This window comes from Serratia sp. TSA_7, assembly GCF_052692135.1.
The window spans coordinates 12,703-25,687 of sequence record NZ_JBQZFU010000001.1; the positions used below are offsets into that span (position 1 = coordinate 12,703).

The window sequence follows — 12,985 nt, forward strand, 5'->3', positions numbered from 1 at the left end:
GAATTGATAATGCGTCGCTATTAGACTAACGTAGGGCAGGATTCCATTAGTCTGGAACTCACTGACTTAACCTATAAAGGACGTCTCAGAATATGGTAACAAGCGCGTCAGATAACGCCGAACGCCCCACCTTGGCTGAAATGCCGGATGAGGCTGAGCACGCCCTGCGCTTTACCCGCGCCCGTGAAGCGCAGTCGAATGCGTTGATCGAAGATTACGTCGAACTGATTGCCGATCTGCTGCTGACCACTCGCGAAGCCAGAACCACCGACATCGCCCGCCGCTTTGGCGTTTCCCACCCTACTGCGATCAAGAACATTGCGCGGCTGAAGAGTGCCGGATTGGTAGAGTCACGCCCGTATCGCGGGGTCTTTCTGACCGAAGAAGGTGAACAACTGGCGCAGCAGGTGCGCCGCCGCCACCGTATTGTGGTCGATCTGCTGGTGTGCCTTGGGGTGCCGACTGAAACGGCGGAGCTGGACAGCGAAGGGATTGAGCATCACATTTCTAGCGACACCCTGGCGGTGTTTGAACGTTTTCTGCAAAGCCACGCCGGGAAATAAATCCTCGCCAATAAAAAAGGGAGGCTTTCGCCTCCCTCAAAGCTCCCCAGCCTGAATTAGTGATTACGGATGTATTCGTCCATATCGGTTTTCAGGTTGTCAGATTTGGTACCAAAGATAGCCTGAACGCCTGAGCCTGCAACAACAACGCCGGCAGCACCCAGTTTTTTCAGACCAGGCTGGTCAACCTTGCTCACGTCCGCCACGCTAACACGCAGACGGGTGATGCAGGCATCCAGATTGGTGATGTTATCTTTACCGCCAAAGGCCTGAACCAGAGCCGCGGACATTTCAGAACCGCCCTGAGCGACCTGCTCGGAAACGGTGTCTTCACGGCCAGGCGTCTTCAGATCCAGTTTGGCAATCAGCACGCGGAAGATGGTGTAGTACACCAGACCATAGATGATACCCACGATTGGGAACAACCAGATCTTGCTGCTGTTACCGCTCAGCACGATAAAGTCGATCAGACCGTGCGAGAAGCTGGTGCCATCACGCATCCCCAACAGGATACAGATCGGGAACGCCAGGCCAGCCAGAATGGCGTGGATTACGTACAGGATCGGCGCAACGAACATGAAGGAGAACTCGATCGGCTCGGTGATACCGGTCAGGAACGAGGTCAACGCAGCGGAGATCATGATACCGCCGACTTTTGCGCGGTTTTCCGGCTTGGCTGAATGCCAGATGGCAATAGCGGCAGCAGGCAGACCGTACATTTTGAACAGGAAGCCACCGGACAGTTTACCCGCAGTCGGGTCACCCGCCATGTAACGCGGGATATCGCCGTGGAATACCTGGCCGGCCGCGTTGGTGTATTCACCGATCTGCATTTGGAAAGGTACGTTCCAGATATGGTGCAGACCAAACGGCACCAGCGCACGTTCAACCACGCCGTAGATACCAAACGCCACTACCGGGTTCTGATAAGCAGCCCATTGGGAGAAGGTCTGGATAGCCGTACCGATTGGCGGCCAGATGAAGGACAGAACTACGCCCAGAACGATCGCCGCCAGGCCGGAGATAATCGGCACAAACCGCTTACCGGCAAAGAAGCCCAGGTATTCAGGCAACTGAATACGGAAGAAGCGGTTAAACATATAGGCCGCGATGGAGCCGGAGATAATCCCCCCGAGCACACCGGTATCCGCCAGGTGTTTAGCCGCAATTTCTTCAGCCGGCAGGTGCAGAACCAAAGGTGCAACCACCGCCATGGTTTTCACCATGATGCCGTAAGCCACTACCGCAGCTAACGCAGATACACCATCGTTATTGGTGAAGCCCAGGGCAACACCGATAGCGAAAATCAGCGGCATGTTGGCGAAAACTGAACCGCCGGCTTCCGCCATCACGTGAGAAACTACCGTAGGTAGCCAGCTAAAGTTGGCGGAACCGACGCCCAGCAGAATACCTGCGATAGGCAATACGGAAACCGGCAGCATTAGCGACTTACCTACTTTTTGCAGGTTTGCAAATGCGTTCTTGAACATAGTTGAGTGTGCTCCTGAGTAATAGTGCTTTGCTACTTCTCGCGATTCTTCGCGCTGCAAGGGGGGGAGAAAAACCCCTGCAATTCAGGGTGTCTGAGCACCCCTTGAATTTTTACGCAGAGTAAAATAAATAGCCTGCGCAATGTTTGATGGCAGTCACGTTTCGATGAACAAAGCCGGGTATTTTTCTTAAATCGGCTATTTTTTATCAAAAAAGACAAAAAAACGCCCAGCCACCGCCATAAAACGGGTGGGAACATTACCCGTTTCAGCGATTAATTACGAGCTTAAAAAAAATCCCAACATCAATGACTACAGCTAAGCCTAGGCCAAGGATTATAGTTCGATGTGAAATAAGCGTGAAAAGTTGGCGGTAGTGGTTTCGGCCAGCGTTTCCAGGCTCACGCCCTTCAATACCGCCATGTATTCAGCCACATCACGCACGTAGGCAGGTTGGTTTTCTTTGCCGCGATGCGGCACCGGGGCAAGGTACGGCGAATCGGTTTCCACCAGAATGCGATCAAGCGGCACGTAACGCGCCACCTCGCGCAGTTGCTCCGCATTGCGGAAGGTCAAAATGCCGGAGAAGGAAATATAGAACCCCAGATCCAGCAACGCTTCTGCGGTGGCGATATCTTCGGTAAAACAGTGCAGCACGCCTCCGCAGTCCTGCGAATTCTCCTCACGCAGGATCGCCAGCGTATCTTCACGCGCGTCGCGGGTATGCACGATCACCGGTTTGTTCAGCGCACGACCAATGCGGATATGCTCACGGAATGACGCTTGCTGCAGCTCGAGATTGTCTTTCTGATAGAAGTAATCCAGCCCGGTCTCTCCCAGCGCCACTACCTGATCTGCCGCCGCCAAACGACGCAGCTCGGCGTAATCGTAACCGCCCTCAAGATTGAGCGGGTGAACGCCGCAGGAAAACGCCACGTCATCGCGCGGGCCGATCAATTGCGTCATGGCCTGATACCCCGGTAAAGTGGTGGCGACGGCCAGTACGTAACCGACATCGCGCGCCTTGGCTTTTGCCAGGGCGTCATCCACGTTTTGGTGCAGCGTTTGGTAATCCAGGCCATCAAGATGACAATGCGAATCTACTAACAACATAATAGTTAACTCTTTTACAACGAATGAGGATGAAAATAGCCGGTAGCACCGAGCATCTGCTCCCAACTGAGTAATCGTTCGGTCAGCAGCAGCTCGCGATTGACGCCGGTTACGTTAAGCAACTGATGGCGACAGTTAAGCCATTGCTGTACCACTTGCTGCAGCGAGGTGCCGCTCAGCTGGCTGGCCAATTGCTGTACCAGCGGTTGCTGATCCTGATTAAGCGCAAAGCTCGCCGCGCCCTGCTGCCACTTCATGGCATCCACCAGCAATGCGCATAGCCAGTGCAGCCGCTCCGCCACGTCTTCATGATTCAGCACCGGCAACAGCGACAGCATGTCATGCTGCGGCAAGGCGGCATTCAGTGCTGCGCACAGAGCGCCGCGCTGCTGCCAACGCTCGGGTTGCAGCAGTTGTTCGGCAGCCAGCGGCGCACCGTCATGCAGCCGCAGCGCAGTGAGGAGATCCACCGGATTGCCCGGCATTTGCCGGTTTAACCACTGCAAACTGAGTTGCTCATCCGGGCTGGCGAGATGCCAATAGAAACAGCGACTGCGCAATGTCGCCAACAACCGTGAAGGCTCGCGGCAGCTCAACAGGAAATAGGTTTTTTCCGGCGGCTCTTCCAGCGTTTTCAGCAGGGCATTGGCGGCCGCTTCAGTCAGCAATTCCGCCTGCGGCAACCAGATAACCTTGGCGCCACCCTGCTGGGCGTGGGAATAAAGGGTTTCGATCACCTGGCGGATAGGTTCAATCCCCAGGCTGCTTTTGCCCTTCTCCGGCGTCAATACGTGATAGTCCGGATGGTTGCCCGCCAGCATAAGCCGGCAGCTGTGGCACTCGCCGCAGCTTTTCTCGCCGTTATGCCGTTGGCAAATCAACCAGCGACTCAGGCCATAGGCCAGCGCCTCGTCGCCATTGCCGGCGGCAGCATGCAGCAACAGCGCATGGTGACCACGGCCTGCGGCATATTGCCCGACCAACTGACGGTAAGGCGTGTTCAGCCACGGGTACCAGTTCATTATACGCCTTCCTGCTGTAGCCATTGGCTGAGGCAACGGCGGATAGCCGCCGTCACCTGTTCCAGCGATTGGGAAGCGTCGACGGTGACGATAGAATCGTCCTGCGCCGCCAACTCCAGATAGCGCGAGCGGGTGCGTTCAAAGAACGGCAGCGCTTCCTGCTCAATACGATCCAGCTCGCCGCGTGCACGGGCGCGTTGCAGGCCAACCAGCGGCGGCAGATCCAGATAAACCGTCAGGTCCGGGCGGAAATCCCCCAAGACGGTGTCACGCAGTGAAGCCATCAGTTGTTGATCTACACCACGACCGCCGCCCTGATAGGCCTGCGATGACAAATCGTGACGATCGCCGACCACCCAGGCACCACGCGCCAGCGCCGGTTTGATGACGGTTTCTACCAGTTGCACGCGGGCTGCATACAGCATCAGCACTTCGGCTTTGATAGTCGGCAGTTCGCCGTCTATGCCGCGTTTGAACAGATCCCGCAGTTTTTCCGCCAGCGGAGTCCCGCCGGGTTCGCGAGTAAAGACAATGTCGTTAATGCCGTGCTCGCGCAGTACGTTGACCACGGTATCGCGCGCGGTGGTTTTCCCCGCGCCCTCAAGCCCTTCGATAACCACGAATTTACTTTTCATTCTTTTCCTTAAGCACCTGGCGATAGGCGCGCACCGCCTGATTATGGCTTGCCAGGTTAGTGGTAAACTGGTGGCCGCCCTTGCCGTCGGCGACAAAGTACAAATAAGGCGTCTTCGCCGGATTGGCGGCGGCTTCCAAAGAAGCCTGGCCCGGCATGGCGATCGGTGTCGGCGGCAGGCCGCTGATCACATAAGTGTTGTACGGCGTCGGCGTTTCCAGATCTTTACGGGTAATATTGCCATTATAGGCGTCGCCCATGCCGTAGATCACCGTTGGGTCAGTTTGCAGGCGCATGCCGATACGCAGGCGGTTAATAAATACCGAAGCCACCTTGGTGCGCTCTTCAGGCACGGCGGTTTCCTTCTCGACTATTGAAGCCATAGTCAGCAAATCTTCCGGCGTCTTGTAGGGCAAACTGGTATCGCGGCTTTGCCAGGCGGCTTCCAGCGTCTTGCTCATGCGCAGATGAGCACGCTTAAGCAACGCGATATCGCTCATGCCGGCAGTATACAGATAGGTATCCGGATACAGGCGCCCTTCCGGATGAGTGTCCTCCGGCAGGCCCAGCGCCACGGCGATTTCCGCTTCGCTTTTGCCCGCCAGCGTATGTTTGAGGTATTTCGACTGCTGCAGCACCAACAGCCAGTCACGCAGGCGCGACCCTTCGATAAAACGCGCGCTGAACTGTGCCTCTTTACCGCTGGCCAACAGTTTAAGCATCTGGCGCACCGTCATTCCCGGCGTAAAGCGGTAAGTGCCGGCCTTGAACTCTGCCAGTTGCGGCTCCAGGCGCAGCAACCACGGGAACCAGGCACCGTTGCGGATCAGCTTGTCGCGTACCAGCAAGCCTTCCAGCGCTACCCGCCCGGTACCCGCCGGCAGTTTAAAAATGGCTTCCTGCTGGATCGCCAATGGCGTATCAGCAAAGCGTTCAACTTTCTGGTAACCCCAGCACAGCAGGGCCAACACCAGAACAACAATAAGAGAAACGACCTTCAGCTTTCTTTTCTTCATCAATCAGCCATCGTTAACAGTGTGGACGCAAAAAATCATAGAGTTGGCGTGAGTGATAACGCCATGATTGCGCTGTATTTACCGGCAGCAACGGCATCAGCGCGTTACTCACCAGCACTTCTTCGGCGTCGGCAAGAGTGGCTGGCGGCTCGCTGACGTAATGCAGCGAATATTCACTGCCCGCCAGCAGCTCAATCACCCTTCGACGCATCAACCCAGCCACGCCGGCCTGGCTCAGATCGGGCGTAAATACCGCTTTTCCTTTACGCCAGAATAAATTAGCCGCACAGCATTCCACCAGCATACCGGCAGTGTCAAGCACCAGCGCCTCGTCGGCGGCCGTCTGGTCAAGATGCGCGCGGATCAACACTTGCTCCAGACGGTTCAGATGCTTAAGCCCCGCAAGCAACGGATTACACGCCAGTGCCACCGGGCTGAGCGCCAGGCTGATGCCCTGTTCACGCCACGACAGGTAGTGCGTGGGATAAGCGCTGCGAGAGACAATGCGCGTAGGATTTTCACACCCCTTTGGGCTGTAACCTCGTCCGCCGCTGCCGCGCGTCAGTATCGCTTTGACCACGCCGAGCGGGATAGATTCTGCCGCACGCGCCATTTCACTTTCAAGAGCGCCCCAATCAGTGAGCGGCATCATCAGCCGCTGAGCTGCCTGTTGCAGGCGTTCGATATGCCAGGGAAGCAGCTCGATTCTGCCGTCGATAACCCGGGCAGTGGTGAAACAGCCATCACCGAACTGCAAACCGCGATCGCTTGGCGCTAACGCATCGTGCTGTTGTCCGTTAATCCAGTACATATTTCCACACTCTCCTCGTTATGCCGGCGCTAGCGGCAAGGCCCCTGGAAGTGGATGGCGTTAATGTGGCAACTGCGTGGCTGCTGCAACACAAAACGCATCGTTTCCCAGATCGAACGTGCGTTCAGCACGGGTTGATCCGATTGTTCTGTTGGCCCGTCATCCAGGGCGCTCATTTCAAAATCCGGCGGATAGAAACCCGTCACCCGAATGTTTTCCGCTGCCAGGTGGTGCGCGATGTTGTGGCAAAAGCCCCCGATCCCCTGCTTGGCGGCAAAAAACGCCGGGTGGGCACTCGACTGGATGAACTGAGGTATGCCGCACACCGATACCATCACCATAATATCAGCCCCGGCCGAAAGCCGCAGGCTCGGCAAGAGTGCACGGGTCAGTAAAATATTCCCCGTCAGCCCGGAATTGATGGTGCTGATGACGTCAGCATCATCTTTGCTCTCCAGAGCCCCCTCCAGCCATTGGGCAGCGCTCAAAACCAGAATGTCGATCGGCCTGTCGTCCTGCAACAGTTGATCGACAAACGCCGTAAGTGAAGCCGGATCGGCAATATCGCACTGGTAAGCCTGCGCCCGTCCGCCTTCGGCTCGTATGATGTTTTGAGTTTCCCTTGCGCTGCTGAGTTGTCGGGCGCAGATATCCACGTCAACGCCCTCACGCGCCAGCCAGACCGACACGGCTTGCCCAAAATCGCGCCCGCCCCCAGTAACCAACGCACGTTTTCCGCTCAACATACACTTTCTCCTGCTTGTCTAACCATGGATTTACTCCGACTTTTGCCGGCAACCTTCACCCAGTAAAGCCTATTCCATTAATTTTTCAGCCAAAAAAGTGCGGAACTCATCTTTTCACTTGTAAACAACCCATAAAAAAACCCGCTCGAAAGCGGGTTTTTTACAGTCTGCCAGCAGACACGTCACACCTTGCGGAAGATCAGCGAACCGTTAGTACCGCCGAAACCGAAGGAGTTACACAGCGTATACTGCAAATCGCTTACCTGGCGCGCTTCGTGCGGAACGAAGTCCAGATCGCAACCTTCATCCGGGTTATCCAGGTTGATGGTTGGTGGAACCGCTTGATCACGCAATGCCAGCACGGTGAAGATCGATTCAATCGCGCCTGCCGCACCTAACAGGTGGCCGGTCATCGATTTGGTCGAGCTGACCATCACGCGCTTCGCATCGCTGCCAAATACCGACTTCACTGCCTGGGTTTCGGCGGTATCACCGGCCGGCGTGGAAGTGCCGTGCGCATTGATATACCCGATTTGTGACGTAGTCACACCTGCGTCAAGCAAAGCATTTTCCATTGCCAGCGCCGCGCCCGCACCGTTTTCCGGCGGCGACGTCATGTGATAGGCATCGCTGCTCATCCCAAAGCCGACAATTTCAGCGTAAATCTTGGCGCCGCGTTTCTTGGCGTGTTCGTACTCTTCCAGCACCATCATGCCGGCACCGTCACCCAGGACAAAACCGTCACGGTCTTTATCCCATGGGCGGCTGGCCGCTTGCGGGTTTTCGTTGCGGGTCGACAGCGCGCGCGCTGCGCCGAAACCGCCAACGCCCAAAGGAGTACTGGCTTTCTCTGCGCCACCGGCCAGCATAATGTCGGCATCATTGTAAGCAATGATACGCGCGGCATGGCCAATGTTGTGCACACCTGACGTACAGGCGGTAGCGATGGAAATACTCGGACCACGCATGCCGAACATAATAGTCAGGTGGCCTGCAATCATGTTCACGATGGTTGACGGCACAAAGAACGGACTGATTTTCCGTGGGCCACCGTTAACCAGTGAACTGTGGTTTTCTTCAATCAAACCCAGGCCGCCGATACCGGAGCCGATAGCGGCACCAATGCGGCTGGCGTTAGCCTCGGTGATATCCAGCCCCGCATCCTGCATGGCTTGCATGCCGGCAGCGATTCCGTACTGGATGAAAGCATCCATCTTGCGCGCATCTTTGCGAGAGATGAAATCCTCTGAATTAAAATTCTTTACCAGGCCAGCAAACTTGGTCGCATAGGCAGTGGTATCGAAATGGTCGATCAGGCTGATGCCACTCTGACCGGCAAGAAGAGCGTTCCACGTGGACTCTACAGTATTGCCGACAGGAGACAACATGCCCAGTCCGGTCACAACTACTCGACGCTTAGACACGTTTGTCCTCCAAGGAGGGAAAAATATGACACTAGGGATAGAAAAAACTTAGGCGGTCGAGTGACCGCCTAGATATGTTCTCTTACTGCTGGCTAGCGTTGATGAAATCAATAGCTGCCTGAACAGTAGTGATTTTCTCAGCTTCTTCGTCTGGAATCTCGGTATCGAATTCTTCTTCCAGTGCCATTACCAGTTCAACGGTGTCAAGAGAATCAGCGCCCAGATCTTCAACGAAAGAAGCGTTATTTAAAACTTCTTCCTGTTTAACACCCAGTTGCTCAACAATGATTTTCTTAACGCGTTCTTCGATAGTGCTCATACTCTTAAATTTCCTATCAAAACTCGCTTTCGCGATGGTTTTCGTAGTGTATAAAATGTTGAAAAAGATGCAACTAAATCCCGGCTGGTCAAACCACGATTTTACGCTATTTTGCGGTTTTTACCCCAAATAACGCAAATAGTTTTCGCATTTTTTAAATCATGTACATGCCGCCATTGACATGTAACGTTTCACCGGTGATGTAGCCAGCCTCATCAGAGGCTAAAAAAGCAACAGCGCTGGCGATTTCTTTAGCATCCCCCAGCCGATTGGCTGGAACTGATGACAAAATGCCTGCACGTTGATCATCTGTCAACGCCCGTGTCATGTCCGTCTCAATAAAACCAGGTGCCACGACGTTGACCGTAATGCCACGCGAAGCAACTTCACGTGCCAAAGACTTACTAAAACCAATCAAACCGGCTTTAGCCGCCGCGTAATTAGCCTGCCCTGCGTTGCCCATGGTGCCAACTACGGAACCGATGGTGATGATCCGGCCAAACCGCTTTTTCATCATAGCTCGCATTACCGCTTTTGACAGACGGAATACGGAAGTCAGATTGGTGTCCAGGATATCCTGCCACTCATCATCCTTCATGCGCATCAGCAGGTTATCACGCGTAATGCCGGCATTATTCACTAAAATGTCGATTTCGCCAAATTCAGCACGAATAGATGCCAGAACGCTGTCGATAGATTGAGCATCAACAACGTTCAGCGCAAACCCTTTGCCGCTTGCACCCAGATAGCTGCTGATAGCCTCAGCGCCGCTTTCACTGGTGGCGGTGCCGATCACTTTGGCGCCACGTGCCACAAACGATTCTGCAATAGCCCGGCCAATACCCCGGCTAGCGCCGGTGACCAGAACAACTTTACCTTCGAAGCTCATTATTTTCCTCTTTATTGTTCAAGCGCCGCTGACAGGCTCGCTGCGTCATTAACCGCCGCCGCCGTCAGGGTGTCAACAATACGTTTAGTCAGACCGGTCAGAACTTTACCCGGACCAACCTCTAGCAGCGACGTAACGCCCTGTGCTGCCATAAACTCTACGCTCTCGGTCCAGCGCACCGGGCTGTACAGCTGGCGTACCAGCGCACTGCGGATGGCTTCTGGATCGGTTTCAGTTCGCACGTCGACGTTATTCACTACCGCGACCTGCGGCGCGCTGAAGGTAATCTCCTGCAACGCAACGGCCAGTTTGTCTGCCGCCGGCTTCATCAACGCACAATGCGAAGGCACGCTCACCGGTAACGGCAACGCGCGCTTGGCACCCGCGGCTTTACAGGCCGCGCCTGCACGTTCGACCGCTTCCTTGTTGCCGGCTATGACAACCTGCCCCGGAGAGTTGAAGTTCACCGGGGAAACAACCTGACCCTGAGCGGATTCTTCACAGGCTTTGGCGATAGCCTCGTTATCCAGGCCGATAATGGCGAACATCGCGCCAGTGCCTTCCGGCACCGCTTCCTGCATCAGTTTGCCGCGCAGTTCAACCAAGCGGATCGCCGCCTGGAAATCCAGCACGCCCGCACACACCAACGCCGAGTATTCACCCAGGCTGTGGCCGGCCATCATCGCAGGCGCTTTACCGCCCTGTTGCTGCCAGACGCGGAAAATCGCCACGGAAGCGGCCAGCAATGCCGGCTGCGTCTGCCAGGTTTTGTTCAGCTCTTCCGCCGGGCCTTGCTGCACCAACTGCCACAGGTCATAGCCCAAAGCGGACGAGGCTTCGCTGAAAGTCTCTTCAACGATCGGAAATTGCGCAGCCAAATCGGCCAACATGCCAAGAGCCTGAGACCCCTGACCTGGGAAAACAAAAGCAAATTGCGTCATTTTTTCTTCCTGTTAATCAGAAACGGACCAGCGCCGAGCCCCAGGTAAAGCCGCCGCCAAAGGCTTCCAGCAGCACCAGTTGGCCGCGCTGGATCCGCCCGTCACGCACGGCTTCGTCGAACGCTGCAGGGACCGAGGCGGCAGAAGTGTTGCCGTGACGATCGAGCGTCACTACCACTTTCTCCATCCCCATACCCAGTTTTTTCGCCGTCGCGCTGATGATGCGCAGGTTGGCCTGGTGTGGCACCAGCCAATCCAGTTGGTCGCGGTCCAGATTGTTGGCTTGCAGCGTTTCTTCCACGATGTGAGCCAGTTCGGTAACCGCAACTTTGAATACTTCATTGCCTGCCATGGTAACGTAGGCCGGCTGCTCCGGATCCTGACGATCCTTGAACGGCAGCGTCAGCAGGCCGCCGTAGGTGCCATCGGCATGCAGATGGGTTGACAGGATGCCCGGCTCTTCGGACGCGCCCAACAGCACCGCACCCGCGCCATCACCGAACAGAATGATGGTACCGCGATCTTCAGGATCCAGCGTGCGTGACAGCACGTCCGCACCGATCACCAGCGCATGTTTCACCGCGCCATTCTTGACGTACTGATCGGCCACGCTCAGCGCATAGGTAAAACCGGCGCAGGCTGCGGCCAGATCGAAGGCCGCACAGTCTTTAATGCCCAACATCTGCTGCACCTGGCAAGCGGAGCTAGGGAATGCATGGCTTGAGGTGGTGGTCGCAACTACGATCAACCCGATGTCTTCTTTAGCCACACCTGCCATTTCCAGCGCTTTTTCAGCAGCATGGAAGCCCATCGTCGCCACGGTTTCATCAGCGGCAGCGATACGGCGCTCACGGATACCGGTACGCGTGACGATCCACTCGTCAGAGGTATCCACCATTTTTTCAAGGTCAGCATTGGTGCGCACTTGTACGGGTAAATAACTCCCCGTACCGAGAATCTTTGTATACATGTACGATCAGTCACTCTTAGGTAATACAGCTTCAAGGCGCGCAGCAATCCTTTCAGGGACTTGCCGCTGCACCGCCTGCACAGCCTGTTCGATTGCTACTGCAAACGCGTGTGGGTTCGCAGCGCCGTGGCTCTTGATTACGGTGCTGCGCAATCCTAACAGACATGCGCCATTATACTGGTCGGGGTTCAGGTGGCCGAACCGCTTTACCACCCGTTTTTGCAACCAACGGCCTAACAACTTTAACCACCACGCCTGCTTGCCACCGTCTCCGGATGATTTCAGCAGCGATAAAAATACTCTTACCACCCCTTCCATGGTTTTCAGGGTGACGTTACCCACGAAGCCGTCGCAGACCAGGACATCGGTTTTACCGGTGAGCAGGTCATTGCCTTCCAGGTAACCAATATAATTGATTGCCGGGGTGTTTTTCAGCACGGCGGCCGCTTCGCGGATATTATCCAGGCCTTTGGTCTCTTCTTCACCAATATTCAGCAGCGCCACGCGGGGCTGCGCAATACCCACCACCTCTTCGGCCATCACTGCGCCCATTACCGCAAACTGCACCAGCATAGTGCTGTCGCATTCAACGTTGGCGCCCAGATCCAGCACTACGGTTTTACCGAGCTGCTGGTTTGGGATCACGGTCATCAGCGCCGGACGTTCAATACCGTCCAGCGGCTTAATCAGCATTTTCGCCAGGCCCATCAACGCACCGGTATTACCTGCACTGACGCAACCCTGCGCATCGCCGTTTTTGGTCAGCTCCAGCGCAATGCGCATAGATGTGCCACGGCTGGCGCGTATCGCTTGTGAGGGTTTGGCGTCGCCGGCAATCACTGATTCAGCGGGCACGACTTGCAAACGCTCCAGAAGAACCGGATCGGCTTTGGCAAGTAAAGGAGAGATGGCGTCGGGATCGCCGACCAGCAGGAGATGAAGCTGTAAATTAGAGGCCAGTGCCTGCAATGAAGCAGGCACTGTGACGCAGGGACCGAAGTCCCCGCCCATTGCATCTAACGCCAGGGTTAGACGAGTCAAGGTACC

General features: G+C 55.7%; 14 protein-coding genes. 1 reads left to right on the top strand and 13 read right to left on the bottom strand.

The genetic code is table 11. The features are described 5' to 3' along the window. The first annotated feature begins 92 nt into the window (after window positions 1-92). The gene (gene mntR / locus ACUTQW_RS00080) at window positions 93-563 is read left to right on the top strand and encodes a manganese-binding transcriptional regulator MntR (protein ID WP_004943060.1); all 471 of its coding nucleotides are present in this window, start codon (window positions 93-95) and stop codon (window positions 561-563) included. Between the two features lie 56 nt (window positions 564-619). Here mntR and ptsG read toward each other — a convergent pair whose 3' ends face one another. The 13 genes from ptsG to plsX form a co-directional block, all read right to left on the bottom strand. Then, window positions 620-2,053, bottom strand: a complete 1,434-nt coding sequence (gene ptsG, locus ACUTQW_RS00085) for a PTS glucose transporter subunit IIBC (protein WP_004943058.1) — start codon at window positions 2,051-2,053, stop codon at window positions 620-622. A gap of 336 nt (window positions 2,054-2,389) precedes the next feature. Then, window positions 2,390-3,166: a metal-dependent hydrolase gene (locus ACUTQW_RS00090; RefSeq protein WP_004943056.1), complete on the bottom strand. Its 777-nt coding sequence runs from the start codon at window positions 3,164-3,166 to the stop codon at window positions 2,390-2,392. Window positions 3,167-3,180: 14 nt separating this feature from the next. Then, a complete protein-coding gene (gene holB / locus ACUTQW_RS00095; protein ID WP_006324673.1) occupies window positions 3,181-4,188 on the bottom strand; it encodes a DNA polymerase III subunit delta' in 1,008 nt (335 codons plus the stop codon). Next, window positions 4,188-4,823, bottom strand: coding sequence for a dTMP kinase (gene tmk / locus ACUTQW_RS00100; RefSeq protein ID WP_006324672.1), 636 nt, complete (start codon window positions 4,821-4,823; stop codon window positions 4,188-4,190). The genes holB and tmk overlap by 1 nt, the downstream gene beginning before the upstream one ends. Beyond that, a complete protein-coding gene (gene mltG / locus ACUTQW_RS00105; RefSeq protein WP_006324671.1) occupies window positions 4,813-5,838 on the bottom strand; it encodes an endolytic transglycosylase MltG in 1,026 nt (341 codons plus the stop codon). Before mltG ends, tmk begins: the two co-directional genes overlap by 11 nt. A gap of 13 nt (window positions 5,839-5,851) precedes the next feature. Further along, entirely contained in the window at window positions 5,852-6,649 is a 798-nt protein-coding gene (gene pabC / locus ACUTQW_RS00110) for an aminodeoxychorismate lyase (protein WP_006324670.1), read from the bottom strand. Between the two features lie 29 nt (window positions 6,650-6,678). Beyond that, window positions 6,679-7,395, bottom strand: a complete 717-nt coding sequence (locus ACUTQW_RS00115; RefSeq protein WP_006324669.1) for an SDR family oxidoreductase — start codon at window positions 7,393-7,395, stop codon at window positions 6,679-6,681. 182 nt (window positions 7,396-7,577) lie between these two features. Then, window positions 7,578-8,819, bottom strand: coding sequence for a beta-ketoacyl-ACP synthase II (fabF, locus tag ACUTQW_RS00120; RefSeq protein ID WP_445654748.1), 1,242 nt, complete (start codon window positions 8,817-8,819; stop codon window positions 7,578-7,580). 82 nt (window positions 8,820-8,901) lie between these two features. Beyond that, window positions 8,902-9,138, bottom strand: a complete 237-nt coding sequence (acpP, locus tag ACUTQW_RS00125) for an acyl carrier protein (protein ID WP_004719003.1) — start codon at window positions 9,136-9,138, stop codon at window positions 8,902-8,904. Between the two features lie 154 nt (window positions 9,139-9,292). Beyond that, a complete protein-coding gene (gene fabG / locus ACUTQW_RS00130; RefSeq protein ID WP_004943047.1) occupies window positions 9,293-10,027 on the bottom strand; it encodes a 3-oxoacyl-ACP reductase FabG in 735 nt (244 codons plus the stop codon). An 11-nt stretch (window positions 10,028-10,038) separates the two neighbouring features. Continuing rightward, on the bottom strand, window positions 10,039-10,968 hold the full coding sequence (fabD, locus tag ACUTQW_RS00135) for an ACP S-malonyltransferase (RefSeq protein ID WP_020438841.1): 930 nt from the start codon (window positions 10,966-10,968) through the stop codon (window positions 10,039-10,041). Between the two features lie 16 nt (window positions 10,969-10,984). Beyond that, entirely contained in the window at window positions 10,985-11,938 is a 954-nt protein-coding gene (locus ACUTQW_RS00140) for a beta-ketoacyl-ACP synthase III (protein WP_004943045.1), read from the bottom strand. Between the two features lie 6 nt (window positions 11,939-11,944). Continuing rightward, window positions 11,945-12,979 carry a phosphate acyltransferase PlsX gene (gene plsX, locus ACUTQW_RS00145; protein WP_020453780.1) on the bottom strand — a complete coding sequence of 345 codons (1,035 nt, stop codon included), beginning with the start codon at window positions 12,977-12,979 and terminating at the stop codon, window positions 11,945-11,947. Window positions 12,980-12,985: the final 6 nt, after the last annotated feature.

Bases quoted from the DNA above. Each gene is read 5' to 3' on its own strand.
- mntR (WP_004943060.1), top strand. From the start codon at position 93: ATGGTAACAAGCGCGTCAGATAACGCCGAACGCCCCACCTTGGCTGAA.
- ptsG (WP_004943058.1), bottom strand. From the start codon at position 2,053: ATGTTCAAGAACGCATTTGCAAACCTGCAAAAAGTAGGTAAGTCGCTA.
- ACUTQW_RS00090 (WP_004943056.1), bottom strand. From the start codon at position 3,166: ATGTTGTTAGTAGATTCGCATTGTCATCTTGATGGCCTGGATTACCAA.
- holB (WP_006324673.1), bottom strand. From the start codon at position 4,188: ATGAACTGGTACCCGTGGCTGAACACGCCTTACCGTCAGTTGGTCGGG.
- tmk (WP_006324672.1), bottom strand. From the start codon at position 4,823: ATGAAAAGTAAATTCGTGGTTATCGAAGGGCTTGAGGGCGCGGGGAAA.
- mltG (WP_006324671.1), bottom strand. From the start codon at position 5,838: ATGAAGAAAAGAAAGCTGAAGGTCGTTTCTCTTATTGTTGTTCTGGTG.
- pabC (WP_006324670.1), bottom strand. From the start codon at position 6,649: ATGTACTGGATTAACGGACAACAGCACGATGCGTTAGCGCCAAGCGAT.
- ACUTQW_RS00115 (WP_006324669.1), bottom strand. From the start codon at position 7,395: ATGTTGAGCGGAAAACGTGCGTTGGTTACTGGGGGCGGGCGCGATTTT.
- acpP (WP_004719003.1), bottom strand. From the start codon at position 9,138: ATGAGCACTATCGAAGAACGCGTTAAGAAAATCATTGTTGAGCAACTG.
- fabG (WP_004943047.1), bottom strand. From the start codon at position 10,027: ATGAGCTTCGAAGGTAAAGTTGTTCTGGTCACCGGCGCTAGCCGGGGT.
- fabD (WP_020438841.1), bottom strand. From the start codon at position 10,968: ATGACGCAATTTGCTTTTGTTTTCCCAGGTCAGGGGTCTCAGGCTCTT.
- ACUTQW_RS00140 (WP_004943045.1), bottom strand. From the start codon at position 11,938: ATGTATACAAAGATTCTCGGTACGGGGAGTTATTTACCCGTACAAGTG.